16 protein-coding genes are annotated in these 15,642 nt (G+C 68.1%); 8 read left to right on the plus strand and 8 right to left on the minus strand.

The window, feature by feature from the left end; all coding sequences use genetic code 11:
* Positions 1-137 precede the first annotated feature (137 nt).
* The 5 genes from osmF to ACPUER_RS00935 all read left to right on the plus strand — a co-directional run bounded on the left by osmF (position 138) and on the right by ACPUER_RS00935 (position 4,830).
* On the plus strand, positions 138-1,061 hold the full coding sequence (osmF, locus tag ACPUER_RS00915; protein ID WP_175962184.1) for a glycine betaine ABC transporter substrate-binding protein OsmF: 924 nt from the start codon (positions 138-140) through the stop codon (positions 1,059-1,061).
* The gene (locus tag ACPUER_RS00920; RefSeq protein WP_425130101.1) at positions 1,058-2,236 is read left to right on the plus strand and encodes an ABC transporter permease; all 1,179 of its coding nucleotides are present in this window, start codon (positions 1,058-1,060) and stop codon (positions 2,234-2,236) included. Before osmF ends, ACPUER_RS00920 begins: the two co-directional genes overlap by 4 nt.
* Entirely contained in the window at positions 2,233-3,171 is a 939-nt protein-coding gene (locus tag ACPUER_RS00925; protein ID WP_425130102.1) for an ABC transporter ATP-binding protein, read from the plus strand. The genes ACPUER_RS00920 and ACPUER_RS00925 overlap by 4 nt, the downstream gene beginning before the upstream one ends.
* Positions 3,168-3,944: an ABC transporter permease gene (locus tag ACPUER_RS00930; RefSeq protein WP_425130103.1), complete on the plus strand. Its 777-nt coding sequence runs from the start codon at positions 3,168-3,170 to the stop codon at positions 3,942-3,944. The genes ACPUER_RS00925 and ACPUER_RS00930 overlap by 4 nt, the downstream gene beginning before the upstream one ends.
* 220 nt (positions 3,945-4,164) lie before the next feature.
* Positions 4,165-4,830 (plus strand): lytic transglycosylase domain-containing protein, encoded by a 666-nt coding sequence (locus ACPUER_RS00935; RefSeq protein ID WP_175962180.1) that lies wholly within the window; start codon positions 4,165-4,167, stop codon positions 4,828-4,830.
* Between the two features lie 64 nt (positions 4,831-4,894).
* On the opposite strand, the gene ACPUER_RS00940 is transcribed toward ACPUER_RS00935, so the two are convergent.
* Positions 4,895-5,542, minus strand: coding sequence for a TetR/AcrR family transcriptional regulator (locus tag ACPUER_RS00940; protein WP_425130104.1), 648 nt, complete (start codon positions 5,540-5,542; stop codon positions 4,895-4,897).
* A gap of 65 nt (positions 5,543-5,607) precedes the next feature.
* Between ACPUER_RS00940 and ACPUER_RS00945 the strand changes: the two genes are divergently transcribed.
* Positions 5,608-6,189: a hydrolase gene (locus ACPUER_RS00945; protein WP_072444451.1), complete on the plus strand. Its 582-nt coding sequence runs from the start codon at positions 5,608-5,610 to the stop codon at positions 6,187-6,189.
* Positions 6,190-6,198: 9 nt separating this feature from the next.
* The gene (locus ACPUER_RS00950; RefSeq protein WP_175962178.1) at positions 6,199-7,314 is read left to right on the plus strand and encodes an FUSC family protein; all 1,116 of its coding nucleotides are present in this window, start codon (positions 6,199-6,201) and stop codon (positions 7,312-7,314) included.
* Here the strand turns inward: ACPUER_RS00950 and ACPUER_RS00955 are convergent.
* The gene (locus tag ACPUER_RS00955) at positions 7,277-8,152 is read right to left on the minus strand and encodes a LysR family transcriptional regulator (RefSeq protein ID WP_175962177.1); all 876 of its coding nucleotides are present in this window, start codon (positions 8,150-8,152) and stop codon (positions 7,277-7,279) included. The genes ACPUER_RS00950 and ACPUER_RS00955 overlap by 38 nt on opposite strands.
* A gap of 169 nt (positions 8,153-8,321) precedes the next feature.
* Here ACPUER_RS00955 and ACPUER_RS00960 point away from each other — a divergent pair, with 169 nt between their 5' ends.
* The gene (locus tag ACPUER_RS00960; protein WP_425130105.1) at positions 8,322-9,395 is read left to right on the plus strand and encodes an alkene reductase; all 1,074 of its coding nucleotides are present in this window, start codon (positions 8,322-8,324) and stop codon (positions 9,393-9,395) included.
* A 141-nt stretch (positions 9,396-9,536) separates the two neighbouring features.
* On the opposite strand, the gene ACPUER_RS00965 is transcribed toward ACPUER_RS00960, so the two are convergent.
* From ACPUER_RS00965 to ACPUER_RS00990, 6 genes are all read right to left on the minus strand, one after another.
* On the minus strand, positions 9,537-9,863 hold the full coding sequence (locus tag ACPUER_RS00965; RefSeq protein ID WP_175962175.1) for a helix-turn-helix domain-containing protein: 327 nt from the start codon (positions 9,861-9,863) through the stop codon (positions 9,537-9,539).
* Positions 9,864-9,978: 115 nt separating this feature from the next.
* Positions 9,979-10,419, minus strand: coding sequence for a dihydroneopterin aldolase (locus tag ACPUER_RS00970; RefSeq protein WP_034180809.1), 441 nt, complete (start codon positions 10,417-10,419; stop codon positions 9,979-9,981).
* Positions 10,416-11,048 (minus strand): sarcosine oxidase subunit gamma, encoded by a 633-nt coding sequence (locus ACPUER_RS00975; RefSeq protein WP_425130106.1) that lies wholly within the window; start codon positions 11,046-11,048, stop codon positions 10,416-10,418. Before ACPUER_RS00975 ends, ACPUER_RS00970 begins: the two co-directional genes overlap by 4 nt.
* Positions 11,038-14,049: a sarcosine oxidase subunit alpha family protein gene (locus ACPUER_RS00980; RefSeq protein ID WP_425130107.1), complete on the minus strand. Its 3,012-nt coding sequence runs from the start codon at positions 14,047-14,049 to the stop codon at positions 11,038-11,040. The genes ACPUER_RS00975 and ACPUER_RS00980 overlap by 11 nt, the downstream gene beginning before the upstream one ends.
* Positions 14,046-14,360, minus strand: coding sequence for a sarcosine oxidase subunit delta (locus tag ACPUER_RS00985; RefSeq protein ID WP_034180812.1), 315 nt, complete (start codon positions 14,358-14,360; stop codon positions 14,046-14,048). The genes ACPUER_RS00980 and ACPUER_RS00985 overlap by 4 nt, the downstream gene beginning before the upstream one ends.
* Positions 14,361-14,382: 22 nt before the next feature.
* The gene (locus ACPUER_RS00990; protein ID WP_006480591.1) at positions 14,383-15,627 is read right to left on the minus strand and encodes a sarcosine oxidase subunit beta family protein; all 1,245 of its coding nucleotides are present in this window, start codon (positions 15,625-15,627) and stop codon (positions 14,383-14,385) included.
* Positions 15,628-15,642: the final 15 nt, after the last annotated feature.

The raw sequence follows: 15,642 nt of genomic DNA on the forward strand, positions 1-15,642 counted from the left end.
TTTCAGTGTAGCAAGCCCGCATGACGGATGCGGGTTATCCCCACACGGGCTGTGGACACGCCGCCGCACGCGGTTTGCCAAAGCCGGCTCAGTCAAGTAACTTTCGGCGTACGCCCCCGTCCTGGAGATTGGCCCCGATGAAACTCGCCCTGCCCGCCCGGATCCTGGGCCTCGCGTTCGCCGCCGCCCTCGTCGCGCCCGGCGCGCACGCCGACACGCCCGTCGTGGTGTCGTCGAAGATCGACACCGAAGGCAACCTGCTCGGCAACCTCATCGCGCAGGTGCTGAAGGCCCACGGCATTCCCGTCACCGAAAAGATCGCGCTCGGCACGACGCCGATCGTGCGCAAGGCGCTCACGAGCGGCGAGATCGACATCTACCCCGAATACACCGGCAATGCCGCGTTCTTCTTCAACAAGGCCGACGATCCGGTGTGGAAGAACGCGAGCCAGGGCTACGACACCGCGAAGAAGCTCGACTACGCGGCGAACCATCTCGTGTGGCTCGCACCTGCGCCCGCGAACAACACGTGGGGCGTCGCCGTGCTCGCGCCTGTCGCTCAGTCGCAGCATCTGAAGACCTTCTCCGATTTCGGCAAGTGGATCGCGGGCGGCGGCAAGCTGAAGCTCGCGGCGTCGGCCGAGTTCGTGAACAGCGCGTCCGCGCTGCCGTCGTTCGAGAAGGCGTACGGCTTCAAGCTGAAGCCCGAGCAGCTCGTCGTGCTGTCCGGCGGCGACACGGCCGCGACGATCAAGGCCGCCGCGAACCAGACCGACGGCGTGAACGCCGCGATGGTCTACGGCACCGACGGCGGCATCGCATCGAGCGGCCTCGCGGTGCTCGACGACGACAAGCACGTGCAGCCGGTCTACGCACCGACGCCCGTGATCCGCGAAGCCGCGCTGAAAGCGCATCCGCAGATCGCCGACTACCTGAAGCCCGTGTTCGCGAGCCTCGACCTGAAGACGCTGCAGACGCTGAACGCGCGCATCCAGATCAACGGCGAGCCGGCGGCAGGTGTCGCGAAAAGCTACCTGAAATCGAAGGGCTTCGTTAAATGACGGATCGCGCGGCGGCGTCCGCGCGGCGCGTGATACCCGACAAGGTCGGCATCCTGATCGGTGTCCTGACGATCGTCGCCGTGCTCGGCATGCCGTTCGCGGTGCTGCGGCCGAACCGGATCGCGGCCGGCACGGGGCTGTCGGTGTTTGCCGCGCTGCCCGCCGTGCAGGGCGCTGCGCTCGCCGCGCTGTGGATCGTCGGCGCGCTGTGGGCGATGACGGCGAGCCGCCCCGCGTGGCGGCTCGCGGCCGGCTGCACGTGGCTCGCAACGCTCGCGTATGCGGTCGGTGCGGCCGCGACGCACGTCGTCGTGCCCGACGACATGCTCGCGCGCGTGTCGCCCGCCGCCGGTGTCTGGCTGCTGCTGTTCGCGTGGGCCGTGCTCGTCGCCGACGCGCTCGCGCGGCTCGCGTTCGGCCCGTGGCGGCGCCTCGTCGCGCTCGTCGTCGCGATTGCGGCGATCTCGGTGCCGCTCGCGAGCGGCTGGTGGGACGGCCTCTCCGTGATGCGCGAATACGCGGTGCGCAGCGACGATTTCTGGCGCGAAGCGACCCGGCACGTGTCGCTCGCGGGCGGCTCGGTCGCAGCCGCGCTCGTCGCCGGTGTGCCGCTCGGCATCGCGTGCGCGCGCATCGCGGCGGTGCGCACCGTCGCGATGCCCGTGCTCAATATCGTGCAGACGATCCCGAGCATCGCGATGTACGGGCTGATGATGGCGCCGCTCGGCCTGCTCGCCGCGCACGTGCCGCTCGCGGCCGCGCTCGGCATCCGCGGGATCGGCGTCGCGCCGGCCGTGCTCGCGCTGTTCCTGTATTCGCTGCTGCCGATCGCATCGAGCGTCGTGGTCGGGCTCGAGCAAGTGCCGCCGCACGTGACCGAAGCGGCGCGCGCGATGGGCATGACGCGCGCGCAGCGGCTGCTGCGCGTCGATCTCGTGCTCGCGCTGCCGGTGATCCTGAGCGGCGTGCGCATCGTGCTCGTGCAGAACATCGGCCTGACCGCGGTCGCCGCGCTGATCGGCGGCGGCGGGTTCGGCACTTTCATCTTCCAGGGGATCGGGCAATCGGCCGCCGATCTCGTGCTGCTCGGCGCGATTCCGACGATCGCGCTCGCACTGGCGGCCGCCGTCGTGTTCGAAGCCGCGACGTCGCTCGCGAAGGGGCGTGCAGGATGATCGAGATCGAACGTGTCGGCAAGCGCTTCGGCGACGTCGTCGCCGTCGACGATGTATCGCTGACGATGAAACGCGGCACGATCACCGCGCTCGTCGGCGCATCGGGCAGCGGCAAGTCGACGCTGTTGCGCATGATCAACCGGCTGATCGCGCCCACCAGCGGCACGATCCGCATCGACGGCATCGATACGGCGACCGTCGCGCCCGAGCAGCTTCGGCGCGGCATCGGCTATGCGATCCAGGGGCACGGGCTGTTTCCGCACTGGAGCGTCGCGCGCAATATCGCGACCGTGCCGCGCCTGCTCGGCTGGCCACCGGCGCGCATCGAAGCGCGCGTGAACGAACTGCTCGACCTGTTCCATCTCGCGCCGACCGAATTCGCGGACAAGCTGCCGCACGAATTGTCGGGCGGCCAGCAGCAGCGCGTCGGCGTCGCGCGCGCGCTCGCGGCCGAGCCCGCGATGCTGCTGATGGACGAGCCGTTCGGCGCGCTCGATCCGATCATTCGCGGCAAGGCGCAGGACGACCTGTTCGCGCTGCAGCGCCGCCTCGGCGTGACGGTCGTGATCGTCACGCACTATATCGAGGAAGCGTTGAAGCTCGGCGATACGATCGCGGTGATGGACGGCGGACGGCTGCTGCAGGTCGCGCCGCCGGCCGAGATTCTCGGCAAGCCGGCAGCCGGCGTCGTCGAACAGCTCGTCGCGGGCGTCGACCGGCCGCTGCGCCTGCTCGCGCTGACGCCGATCGACGCGGTGGCCGAACCCGGTCATGCCGACGGCGAACCGATCGCCGCGACACGCACGCTGCGCGATGCGGTGTCCGAGCTGCTGTGGCGCGGTGCGGACGCGCTGCCGGTAGACGACGGCAACGGCCGCGACGCGCGCCGCATCACGCTCGACGCGATCCGCGAGCACGCGAGGAAGCCCGCATGACGACGCACGGCGTGCGGCCAACGCGTTCGGCGCTGCGCCGGCGGCTGCCCGCGTATGCGGCCCGAGCGGCCGCACTCGCGCTGCTGCTCGTGCTGCTGTTGCGCCCCACGTGGCTGCAAGGACTGTTCGCACCGTTCGCGGACAACGGCGCGCCGGTCATCTACGATCGCGCGAGCCTGCTCGATCTCACGCTCGCGCACCTCGGCACGGTCGCGCTGTCGAGCGCGATCGGCACGATTGTCGCGGTCGCGGCCGGCATCTTCGTCACGCGGCCGGCCGGCGCGGATTTCCTGCCGGTCGCGCGCAGCGTCGTCGACATCGGCCAGACCTTCCCGCCGGTCGCGGTGCTCGCACTCGCGGTGCCGGCCGTCGGTTTCGGATTGAAACCCGTGCTGATCGCGCTCGTGCTGTACGGGCTCCTGCCTATTTTCGAAAGCACGATCGCGGGGCTCGAAGACGTGCCGCGCGACGTCGTCGACGCCGCGCGCGGGATGGGGATGAGCGGCTGGCAGCAACTGGTGTCGGTCGAGCTGCCGCTCGCGTTTCCGGTGATCGTCAACGGCGTCCGGCTCGCGGTCGTGATCAATCTCGGCACCGCGACGATCGGCTCGACGGTCGCCGCGCGCGGGCTCGGCGACGTGATCATCGCGGGCCTGCAGACGTCGAACACCGCGTTCGTGCTGCAGGGCGGCGTGATCGTCGGGCTGCTCGCGGTGCTCGTCAGCGATGCGATCGGCGCGATTGCGCGGGTGGCGGCCGCGCGGCGCGCATAGGCGGTTCGCGTCGCTTTCCCGTGCACGGGGAAATGAGGATACGTTCCCGGAACCGGCGGCGACGTTCATCCGGACTCCGATGCGTGTCCGTGCAACGATCGGCCCATCGATCGTCGCGAACCGATACAAGCCTACACGGCGCTTTCATTCGAGCCGGCGCTCGACCACCGGCGGCGATTGGCCGATATACTATGCGCCTCCCAATTCCCCGCACTCCACCATGCGACGGTTTTTCTGGCTGATCGTGCTTTCGCTCGGCATCGCGCAACAGGCGTCGGCGCAGCAAGCGCCCGCGCTGCCTGCGTCCTCGCCCGAAGCGGCCGCATCGGCACCGTCCGTCGCATCCGCGCCGCTCGCCAACGCCAACGATCAGCCGAACGAAGCAAACCGCCGCATCACGTCCTACCTGACGAAAAAATTCGGCGTCGCGAAGGAACGGGCCGCGAAGCTCGCCGATATCGTGAGCGTTACTGCGACGAAATATTCGCTGCCGCCGGCACTCGTTTACGCCATCATTTCGATCGAATCGCGCTTCCAGGAAAAGGCGCGCGGCCAGCACGGCGCGACGGGGCTGATGCAGGTCGTGCCGGCCGCGCACCGCGGCCTGCTGCGCAACGTGAAGGATCTGACCGAGCCGAACGCGAACGTCGAGGTCGGGTCCGCGATCCTGTCGGGCTACGTGAGAGCGGCCGGCGGCAACGTGCAGGCCGGGCTGAAGAACTATGGCGGTTCGAACGCGTACGCGGCGAAGGTGATGCAGCGGGTCGATTCGTTCCGCTTCGTGCTCGAACCCGACGACGATGCGAAAGCCGGGATGATGCCCGTCAACGCGCCAGCTGCTCCCGCTTCGGCCGTCCGCACCTCATCATCGCTCGCGCCGCGCTGAGCGTCGCCCGGGCCCCGGTGACGGGCCGCGCACGCGCTGCCGCGCCGGCCCGTTCGGCGCAACATCACGCGCCCGTTTCAACCGTCTCCTCCAGATAGCGCAGCATTACGCCCTCGAGCGCCTGAAGCGCGGCAGCCGGGTCCGCGATCGTCACGTCGCGACTCAGCGCCACGGCCGCCTTCATCAGGTGTTGCACGATCGCCGCTCGCACCGCAAGCTCGCCGGCCGGCATGCCGGGCGCGAGCGCCTCCAGCACCGTCCCGATCGCGCCGCGCAAGCGCGTGCGCACATCAAGCGCGCCCGGCAACGCGAAATCGTACGCATCGACCAGCACGACAAACGCCGGATGCGCGACCCGGAACGTCACGAACGCCGTCGTCAGACGCGCCGCGAGCGGCACTAGATCGCCGGACGACGCCAGTGTGCGTAACTGATCGAGCTCGTCGCCAAGCGACGCCAGATAGTGCTCGAGCAGCCCCGCGGCCACCTGTTCCTTGGTCGGAAAGAACTGGTACAGCGAACCGATCGACGAATCGGCGCGCGCCGCAATCGCCGTCATCGTCGTCGCTTCGTACCCCTTTTCCGCGAATTCCACGCCCGCGGCGTCCAGCAGCGCGGCGACGCGCGCTCGGCCGCGCGCCCGGCTGGGTGCCTTCGCGGACGGCACGGCGTCGCCCGCCGAACGGCTTGACTTTTGTGAGTCCATCCTCATATATTTGAATGTGAGACGACCCTCACAATACAGGTTCGTCCTGTCCCAATCAATCGAGAGCCATCATGCTGGACACACTGGATCCCCGTACCACCGCCCTTGTTCTCGTCGACCTGCAGCAAGGCATCCTCGGCTTCGCGAAAGCGCCGCGCACCGGCGACGCCGTGCTGGCCGCCGCCGCACCGCTTGCGAAGCGCTTTCGTGAAGCCGGCGCGCCGGTCGTGCTGGTGCGCGTCGGCTGGAGCGCGGATTTCGGCGACGCGCTGAAGCAGCCCGTCGACCAGCCAGCAACGCCGCCCGCGGCAGGCCTGCCGCCGGACTGGTGGACCTTTCCGGACGTGCTCGACGCCGCGCCATCCGACCTCCTGATCACCAAGCGGCAATGGGGCGCATTCCACGGCACCGAACTGGATCTCCAGTTGCGCCGGCGCGGTATCCGGACGATCGTGCTCGGCGGCATCTCGACGAACATCGGCGTCGAATCGACTGCCCGCGCGGCCTACGAGCACGGCTATTCGATCGTGTTCGTCGAGGATGCGATGAGTTGCGCGGCCGCCGACCAGCACGACGCGTCGCTGCGTTTCATCTTCCCGAGACTCGGCCTCGTGCGCTCCTCCGCCGACGTGCTCGCCGCTCTCGCGGGCTGAAGGCGGACAATGGCACGCCGCGGCATGGCCGGCCTGCACGCAGCACGGCGCGCGACGAGATCGGCCGCCGCGTCCGTCGCCAGCGCGCTCGATCTCCGGGCGCTAACCCGCGCGTCGCTCGTGCTGCTTCCGCTCGTCTCGCTCGCGTTGGCGACCGGCCGCGCGGAATGGCTGATTGCGTCGATCGTCACGATCGCGCTGCTGGTCGGCGTCGAGCGCGTCGCGCTCGCGCCGTTGGGCGCCGCCGCGCATGGCCTGCTTGTCTGCGCGGGATTCGTCGTGCTGATGGCGGCACTGGCGTGGCCACCCGCCTTCGTCGCGGCAACCGCCGCGCTCGGCGCCGCGTCGATTGCCATCACCGCATGGGGCCGCACGCTGCGCTCGCTCGGCAGCTATACGTTCATTCCCGTGCTGTATCTCGCCTTCGAAAGCGCGGAAGGCGTCGCGCACGGCGCGCTCGTACCGCGCGCGCTCGCGGTCCTGCCGTTCCTGCTGGCGGGCACACTGCCGGTCATCGCGCTAGCGCTCGCCGATCTCGCACGCGGCTCCGGCGACAGCCGCCGCGCGCGCTGCCTGGCCTGGGCCCGGCGCACCGATTACGGCGATCGCGCGTGGTCGGTCGAACTGATGCTGACCGTCGCGATCGCGGTGGGCGGCGCGGCCGCGCTGGTCGAATGGCGGCACATCGAGCACGGGCAATGGATGATCTGGTCCGCGGCAAGCGTCGTAACGGGTAGCACGGCAAGCGCGCGCGCCAAGTTTGCCGACCGCGTGCTGGGTGTACTGGCCGGCGTGCCGGTCGGCATCTTCATCGGGCTGCAGGTACCGGACGATCCCGCCACGCGCGCCTGGGTCGTGTTTGCAACCCTGCTCACGCTCGTCGGCATCCGCCCCTACCGGCTCGCGTTCGCGACGCGCTGCGCATGCGCGGCGACGGCACTGGTCGTCGCCGGGCACGCGTGGGCCTTTGCCGGCGAACGCCTCGTCAACGTCGCGCTGGGCAGCGCCATCGGGCTCGCGTGCGCGCTCGCCGCACCGGTGATTGCGCGCCGCCTGCCGGATCGTCGGCCCGCCGCTGCCCCCGCTGTCACCCCTGCGCGAAATGCGCGCGCAGAAACTCGATGAAAATCTGCGTCTTCGCGGGCAGCAAGCGCGTTTCCGTCATCGCATAGACCGGCACCGGCGCGCCCTCCCATCCGGGCAGCACGCGACGCAACCTTCCGGCGGCCACGTCGTCGGCCACGACCTCCTCCGGCATCTGGATGATCCCCGCATCATGCACGGCCAGCTGCCGGTTCATGCCGACGCTGTTCACGACGAACCGCCCGCCCACCGGCACCTCGATCTCCCGCGCGCCGTCATGCAACGTCCACGCATCGACGCGCTGCACGCTCAGGCACTGATGCCGCGTCAGGTCGTCCGGCTCGCGCGGCTCGCCCGAGCGCTCCAGATAGCGCGGCGACGCATACAAGTAATTGCGGAACGTGGCGAGCCGCCGCGCGACGAGCTGCGAATCCGCCGATTCGCCGATACGGATCGCGACGTCGAACGGCTCGCTCACCAGATCGACGCGCCGTGACGTCAGCTCGAAATCGAACGTCAGCTTCGGATGACGGTTCGCGAATTCGACGATCAGCGGCGTCAGGTAGATCACCGCGAAATCGACCGGAAACGACGCGCGCAGCACGCCCGATGGTTCGGCCAGCAGCTCGCCGAGCTGCTCGTGCGCGAGCCGCGCCTCGTCGACGATGCGCTTGCAGCGCTCGAAATACAGCTGCCCGGCCTCCGTCAGCTCGATCCGGCGCGTCGTGCGATGCAGCAGCCGCAAGCCGATCGCCTTTTCCAGCGCGCCGATCCGCCGCGACAGCGTCGAATTCGGCATCCCAAGCGCGTCGGCCGCGCTGCGAAAACCCTTCGCCTTCACGACCTCCACGAACAGCGCCATGTCGTTCAGCAGTTCCACGCCCACTGCTCCATCAATGGATCAATGTTATCCAAACTACCATATTTATCTCGAAAAAGAAGCAATGGATGATGTGTCCATGGCGGCAAGGCTGGCGCAACGGTGCGCGGCCGGCGCCCGATACGGTATCGCCCCGGTGCCGTTACCAGACCCTCAAGGAGCACGCATCATGGACGCACTGTTCACCCCGGCCCGTGTCGGCCGCTACACGCTGCAGAACCGCCTGGTCATGGCACCGATGACGCGCAGCCGCGCCGCGTTCGACGGCACGCCCGGCGAGTGGGCCGCCGAGTACTACGCACAACGCGCGGGCCTCGGCCTGATCGTCAGCGAAGGTACGCAACCGTCGGACGACGGCCAGGGCTACCTGACGACGCCCGGCATCTATACCGATGCGCACGTCGCCGGCTGGAAGGCGATCAGCGACCGCGTGCACGCGCGCGGCGGCCGCCTGTTCATCCAGTTGATGCACGTGGGGCGCATGTCGCACCCCGACAACACGCCGCATCATCGCCAGGGCGTCGCGCCGTCGGCGATCGCGCCGGGCGTGCCGATGTTCACGATGAAGGGGATGCAGGAGATTCCCGCGCCGCGCGCGCTGACGACGGACGAGGTGCGCGACACCGTGAACGACTTCCGCTTCGCCGCGCGCCGCGCGATCGAGGCCGGTGCCGACGGCGTCGAGATCCATGGCGCGAACGGGTATCTGGTCCAGCAGTTCTTCGCGCCGAACGCCAATACGCGCAGCGACGCCTACGGCGGTTCGATCGAGAATCGCGCGCGCTTCGCGATCGAGGTCGCCGAGGCGATCGCCGACGAGATCGGCGCGGACCGCACCGCGATCCGCCTGTCGCCCGGCACTACGTTGTGGGGAATCGACGAAGGCGCGGAAGGGCCGGACCTGTACCGCCACCTGGCGACGCAGCTCGACCGGCTTGGCCTCGCGTACCTGCACGTGATGCACCAGGGCGACGAGCCGCTGCTCGCGGACCTGCGCGCGCGCTGGAACGGCACGCTGATCGTGAACCGGCCGGGCCGCGCGCGCGACGCGATCGGTACGGATGTCGCAGCGGGCCTCGCCGATCTCGAAGCGTACGGCCAGATGGTGCTCGCGAATCCGGATTTCGTGACGCGGCTGAAGACGGGCGCACCGCTGAACGACGCGCAGCGCGACACGTTCTTCGGCGGCGATGCGCGCGGGTATGTCGACTATCCGGCATTGAGCGGCGCGGCGGCGGCGTAAAGGTCGCGCGCGAATGTCGGAGCAGATCGGTGCGAACCTTCCATGCCGGGTCGTCCGAAAAACCGTAATCATCGTGACGGGCATCGTCGGTCAAATTTGTCCGACCGGCGAGCCATTGGCCGAAATACAGGCAATGTGCCATCAGGCCCCCTCCGGCGAAGCCGGCGGCACAGCCTGGACTGCCATGTGTTCAAGCAATGCCTTGCGGGCCACGGGCACTTCGCGTTTCGGCACGACGAGCAGATTGAGACCGAAACCGTCCAGTACCTTGAACAATTTTTCGAGGCTCACTGCCCGGCCATTTTCCAGCCGCGACAGCACGTCCTTGGAGACCCCGAGCAAATCGGCCGCGTCGTCGATCCGCATCCGGTGCTGCGCTCGCCGGTTGCGAATGAGCGCCCCCATCGCTGCCAGATCCTGAGCCAGTGGGTCGGGAGTCGCGATTGGCTTCGGTAAGGTTCGGGCCATAATTCCGGGTTTTCAGGAACAAAGAAAGTTGCCTGCTCAGCGGAGCTATTGTTCGCATATTTCAGGAATTATTCAAGACGACAAACTATGCCGTCCGTCTCCCTGGATCCTTCACTCAAATCTGCCCCGCCGCCCCCGTCCACCGCAAATAATCCCCGCGCGTCCAGTCGAGCGACACGCCGACGCGCTTCGTGCCGGGCCGGATCTTCGGCTTGTACACCGACAGCGTCAGCGACTCCAGCGCCGGCCATTCGCGGAACGACAGCACCGCGATATCGGCGACGAGCGTCTCCAGCAGCCGCGTATGCGGCTTGTGCGACAGAAACGACGCGACGCGCGCGCAATAGCCGTCGTAATCGATCCACTCGCCCTGCTCGCTCGGCTCGCAGCGATACCCGAGCCGCGCATCGATCACTATCGGTTGCGGCGCTTCATGCTCGTGAGCATGAATGCCGATCCGCGCGGGCACCTTCAGTTCGTCGACGAACACGCTCCAGCCGCGCCCGCGCAGGCGCGGCGCGTCGATCGCCACGAACGGTTCGTCGAACGGCTTCATGACGCGAGCGGCGCGGCCGCGTCGAGCATGATGCGCACGAAGTAGTCGGCGAAGCTGCGGCGCAGCACGATCTCGAACGCATCGTCGCCGGTCGGGATCAGCACGATCGACGACTTGAAGTAATGCGACTGCGCGCACTGGCCCGGCTTGAACGCACGCGGATGGAGATCGAGCGGGCAGCCGCGCGCGAGCACGTCGCGCACGCGTTCGCCGCTGATCTCGACGACCGTGTAGCCGCTGCCGACATCGACGGCCGCCGAATACGTGCCCTGCACGGCCTCCGCGAGCTTCGCCTCGAGCACGCCGGCCTGCACCGGCCCGTTCGAGCGCACGAGCCACTCGTCGGGGCCGAGCCACAGCACGTCGTACTCGGCGCCGCGCACGACCGTGTTCGGCTGCGCGGGCGGCCGGCAGCCGACCACGCGCTCGAACGCGCTCACGAACGCCGGATCGCTCAACTCGCCGCGCACGTTGACGAGGTCGAGGAAGGGCCGCTCGCGCAGCATGAACTTCTTCGATGCGCGAGCCTGGTGCGTCTTCAGCACGTCGGCCGCGCCGACGAACGGCGATTCAAGCGTCACGCCGCCCGCGCCCGCCACCTGCGTCTGGTTTCTCGTTTCATTCCACATGCTGGCGCACCCCTTCGGTATCGTAGAAAACCGGGCTCGAGATCTTCGCGGTGATGCGCTTGCCGTTGGCCAGCGGAATCACGACGCTCTCGCCCATCTTGTTCAGGCCGCCCTTCACCACCGCAAGCGCGATCGAGCGCTTCAGGATCGGGCTGTAGTAGCTCGACGTCACGTGTCCGATCATCGGCGTCGGATCGACCGCCGACACCTGCGTGTCCTTCTCGATGATCTGCGCGCCTTCCGGCAGCACGAACTGCTCGTCCTCGGTCAGCAGGCCGACGAACTGCTTGCGGCCTTCCTTGCTGGTATCCGAGCGCGCGAGCGAACGCTTGCCGAGGAAGTCCTTCGACTTCGCGACGACCCCGCCCATCCCGAGGTCGTACGGCGTGACCGAGCCGTCGGTATCCTGGCCGACGATGATGTAGCCCTTCTCCGCGCGCAGCACGTGCATCGTCTCGGTGCCGTACGGCGTGATGTCGAATTCGGCACCGGCCGCCATCAGCGCTTCCCATACCGCACGGCCCGCGTTCGCCGGCACGTTCACTTCATAGGCCAGTTCGCCCGAGAAGCTGATCCGCATCACGCGCGCCTTCGCGCCCGCGACAGTGCCGTTGCGGTAGCTCATGAACGGGAACGCTTCGTTGCCGAAGTCGATATCCTGGCACACCTTCTGCACGACCTTGCGGCTCTTCGGGCCGACCACCGCGAACGTCGCCCAGTGATCGGTGACGGACGAGAGCCGCACCTTCATGTCGGGCCATTCAGTCTGCAGCCAGCGTTCGAGCCATGTGAGCACGCGCGCCGCGCCGCCCGTCGTGGTCGTCATCATGAAATGCTGGTCGGCGAGGCGCACCGTCACGCCGTCGTCGAACACCATCCCGTTCTCGTCGAGCATCAGCCCGTAGCGGCACTTGCCGACTTCGAGCTTGTTCCACGGGTTCGTGTACATCCAGTTCAGCAGCTTCACCGCATCGGGGCCCTGGATGTCGATCTTGCCGAGCGTCGACGCGTCGAGAATGCCGACGCTGTTGCGCACCGCGAGGCATTCGCGCTTCACGGCCGCGTGCAGATCTTCGCCGTTCTTCGGGAAATACCACGGCCGCTTCCAGTTGCCGACGTCCTCGAACAGCGCGCCGTGCTCGACGTGCCATTCATGTACGCAGGTCTTGCGGATCGGGTCGAGGAAATCGCCGGTCTCGCGGCCCGCGAACGTGCCGAACGACACGGGCGTGTAGTTCGGGCGGAACGTCGTCGTGCCCGTTTCCGGAATCGACTTGCCGAGCGCCTGCGCGAGGATCGCCATCCCGTTGATGTTGCCGAGCTTGCCCTGGTCGGTGCCGAAGCCCATCGCCGTGTAGCGCTTCACGTGCTCGACCGATTCGAAGCCTTCGCGCGCGGCGAGCAGGATGTCGGCGGCCGACACGTCGTTCTGGAAGTCGACGAACTGCTTCGGCCCGCGCGCCGCGGCCTCGCGGCTGCCGACGAGCCACAGCGGCTGCAGTGCGCCTTCGACGGTTTCGGCAACCTGCGGTGCGGCAGGGCGCTGCGCGGCCGTGAAGCCCGCCGCCTTCGCCGCTTCCGCGCCCACATCGACCGCGAGCCGCAGCGCGCGCGCCAGGCCGAATTCGCCCGCCGCCGCACCGATGCTGGCCTCTGCCTGCACCGGCTTGCCCGGCAGGAAGCACGCCTTCTCGTCGTTCCAGCAGGCCTTGCCGCCCGATTGCGCGAACAGGTGCAGCACGGGGCTGAAGCCGCCCGACATCGCGACGAGGTCGCACGGCAGCGTCTGCAGCTTGCCGCCCACCTGGCCGTTCGTGCTGGACGCGACGTCGACCGACGATACGCGCCACTTGCCCGATGCCGCGGTCACGACCGCGCCGCTCATCACCGTCACGCCCTGCCGCTTCGCAGCGGCCGGCAGCGCGCCGTTCGACGATGCGCGCGAATCGACGACCGTCACCTTCGCGCCGCACGCCTTCAGGTCGAGCGCGGTCTGGTACGCGCGGTCGTTGTTCGTGAACACGACCACGTTGCGGCCCGGCAGCACGCCGAAGCGATGCACGTAGGTGGACACGGCCGACGCGAGCATCACGCCCGGCAGGTCGTTGTTGCCGAACACGATCGGACGCTCGTGCGCGCCGGTCGCGAGGATCACGCGCTTCGCGCGGACCTTCCACAGCAGCTCGCGCGTGCCCTTGCGCATCGACACCGGCAGGTGATCGGTCAGGCGCTGCGTGACCGTCACGAGGTTGTGGTCCTGGTAGCCGAACGCGGTGCTGCGCGACAGGATCGTCACGTCGGGCAGCTTGCGCAGCTCGGCCTCGATCTTCTCGACCCACTGCAGCGCGGGCTTCGCGTCGATCTCGGCGCGGCACGACAACAGGCTGCCGCCGAGCTCGCGCTGGTCGTCGACGAGGATCACGCGCGCGCCGGCCACGGCCGCCGCATGCGCGGCCGCGAGGCCCGACGGGCCGCCGCCGACGACGACCACGTCGCAGTGCGCGTAGCACTTGTCGTAGCGATCGGCGTCGAGCGCCTCGGGCGCCTTGCCGAGGCCGGCCGCCTCGCGAATCTTCTCTTCGTACTTCGGCCACATCTTGCGCGGCCACATGAAGGTCTTGTAGTAGAAGCCGGCCGGCAGGAAGCGCGAGAACTTCTGGTTGATCGCGTACTTGTCGTTCTCGAGCGTCGGCTCGGCGTTCACGCTCGTCGCGACGAGCCCCTGGTACAGCTCGATTTCGGTCGCGCGCGCGTTCGGCACCGTGTACGGGCCCGATTCGAGCTGCACGACGGCATTCGGTTCCGCGACGTCCGCCGTCACGATCCCGCGCGGACGGTGGTACTTGAAGCTGCGCGCGACGAAATGCACGCCGTTCGCGAGCAGCGCGGACGCGAGCGTGTCGCCCTGGAAGCCCTGGTACGTGCGGCCGTTGAACGTGAACGTCAACGGAATCGCGCGATTGATGCGGCCACCGGTGCCGAGACGGTCTTTCTGGCTCATTTGCTCGTGCCCTCTTCGTGTGCGTTGCCGGCGGCCGCGCCGCTGATGGCAGCCCCACCGAACGTTTCGTATCCCTTGATATCGTAGGTCACCGTGTCGCGCGTGGCCTTGAACCAGCGGCGGCAGCCCTGCGTGTGCAGCCATTGCTCCTTGTGCAGCCCGCGCTTGTTCTCGCGCATGAACACGTACTCGCCCCATTCGCGGTCGGTCATGTTCTCGTTGTTGACGGGGCGCACGATGTCGGCTTCGCCGCCGCACGAGAATTCGGATTCGGCGCGCGGCCCGCACCACGGACATTCGATCAGCAACATGTTTCTTTCTCCAATGGTGGGTTTAGTGCGCAACGGCTGCAGCGCCGTGCTCGTCGATCAGGTGGCCCGTGTAGAAGCGGTCGAGCGCGAACGGCGCGTTCAGCGGATGCGGTTCGTCGCGCGCGATCGTGTGCGCGAACACCCAGCCCGAGCCGGGCGTCGCCTTGAAGCCGCCGGTGCCCCAGCCGCAGTTGAAATAAAGGCCCTTCACGTCGGTCTTGGTGATGATCGGGCACGCGTCCGGCGACACGTCGACGATGCCGCCCCACTGGCGGTTCATCCGCACGCGCGAGAACACCGGGAACATCTCGACGATCGCCTGCAGCGTGCTTTCGATGATGTGGAAGCTGCCGCGCTGGCCGAAGCCCGTGTACTGGTCGATGCCCGCGCCGATCACGAGGTCGCCCTTGTCGGACTGGCTGATATACGCGTGCACCGCGTTCGACATGATCACCGAGTTGACGACCGGCTTGATCGGCTCGGACACCAGCGCCTGCAGCGGGTGGCTTTCGATCGGCAGACGCACGCCGGCCATGTCGGCGAGCGTCGTCGTGTTGCCGGCCGCGACCACCGCGACCTTCTTCGCCTTGATGAAGCCCTTCACCGTATCGACGCCGACCACCGCGCCGCCTTCGCGGCGAATGCCCGTCACCTGGCAGTTCTGGATGATGTCGACGCCGGCGCGGTCCGCGCCGCGCGCGAAGCCCCAGGCCACCGCGTCGTGGCGTGCAACGCCCGCACGGCGCTGGATCGATGCGCCGAGCACCGGGTAACGGCTGTTCAGGTTGATCGTCGGCTCGATTTCCTTGATCTGCGCGGGCGTCAGGAACTCGGCATCGACGCCGTTCAGCCGGTTCGCGTTGACGCGGCGCTCGGTGTCGCGCACGTCCTGCAGCGTATGCGCGAGGTTCATCACGCCGCGCTGGCTGAACATCACGTTGTAGTTCAGGTCCTGCGACAGCCCTTCCCACAGCTTCATCGCCTTCTCGTACAGCGCGGCCGATTCGTCCCACAGATAGTTCGAGCGCACGATCGTCGTGTTGCGCGCGGTGTTGCCGCCGCCGATCCAGCCTTTCTCGAGGATCGCGACGTTCGTGATCCCGTGTTCCTTCGCGAGGTAGTACGCGGTCGCGAGGCCGTGGCCGCCGCCGCCGACGATCACGACGTCGTATTCCTTCTTCGGTTCCGGGCTCTTCCACTGCTTTTCCCAGTTCTCGTGATACGAGAGGCCGTTGCGGAACAGGCTGAATATCGAGTAGCGGCTCATGATGATTGACCCTTC

The organism is Burkholderia sp. DN3021 (assembly GCF_049805555.1).
In the GTDB taxonomy this organism is placed as follows: domain Bacteria; phylum Pseudomonadota; class Gammaproteobacteria; order Burkholderiales; family Burkholderiaceae; genus Burkholderia; species Burkholderia pyrrocinia_C.

Bases quoted from the DNA above. Each gene is read 5' to 3' on its own strand.
- osmF (WP_175962184.1), top strand. From the start codon at position 138: ATGAAACTCGCCCTGCCCGCCCGGATCCTGGGCCTCGCGTTCGCCGCC.
- ACPUER_RS00920 (WP_425130101.1), top strand. From the start codon at position 1,058: ATGACGGATCGCGCGGCGGCGTCCGCGCGGCGCGTGATACCCGACAAG.
- ACPUER_RS00925 (WP_425130102.1), top strand. From the start codon at position 2,233: ATGATCGAGATCGAACGTGTCGGCAAGCGCTTCGGCGACGTCGTCGCC.
- ACPUER_RS00930 (WP_425130103.1), top strand. From the start codon at position 3,168: ATGACGACGCACGGCGTGCGGCCAACGCGTTCGGCGCTGCGCCGGCGG.
- ACPUER_RS00935 (WP_175962180.1), top strand. From the start codon at position 4,165: ATGCGACGGTTTTTCTGGCTGATCGTGCTTTCGCTCGGCATCGCGCAA.
- ACPUER_RS00940 (WP_425130104.1), bottom strand. From the start codon at position 5,542: ATGAGGATGGACTCACAAAAGTCAAGCCGTTCGGCGGGCGACGCCGTG.
- ACPUER_RS00945 (WP_072444451.1), top strand. From the start codon at position 5,608: ATGCTGGACACACTGGATCCCCGTACCACCGCCCTTGTTCTCGTCGAC.
- ACPUER_RS00950 (WP_175962178.1), top strand. From the start codon at position 6,199: ATGGCACGCCGCGGCATGGCCGGCCTGCACGCAGCACGGCGCGCGACG.
- ACPUER_RS00960 (WP_425130105.1), top strand. From the start codon at position 8,322: ATGGACGCACTGTTCACCCCGGCCCGTGTCGGCCGCTACACGCTGCAG.
- ACPUER_RS00965 (WP_175962175.1), bottom strand. From the start codon at position 9,863: ATGGCCCGAACCTTACCGAAGCCAATCGCGACTCCCGACCCACTGGCT.
- ACPUER_RS00970 (WP_034180809.1), bottom strand. From the start codon at position 10,419: ATGAAGCCGTTCGACGAACCGTTCGTGGCGATCGACGCGCCGCGCCTG.
- ACPUER_RS00975 (WP_425130106.1), bottom strand. From the start codon at position 11,048: ATGTGGAATGAAACGAGAAACCAGACGCAGGTGGCGGGCGCGGGCGGC.
- ACPUER_RS00980 (WP_425130107.1), bottom strand. From the start codon at position 14,049: ATGAGCCAGAAAGACCGTCTCGGCACCGGTGGCCGCATCAATCGCGCG.
- ACPUER_RS00985 (WP_034180812.1), bottom strand. From the start codon at position 14,360: ATGTTGCTGATCGAATGTCCGTGGTGCGGGCCGCGCGCCGAATCCGAA.
- ACPUER_RS00990 (WP_006480591.1), bottom strand. From the start codon at position 15,627: ATGAGCCGCTACTCGATATTCAGCCTGTTCCGCAACGGCCTCTCGTAT.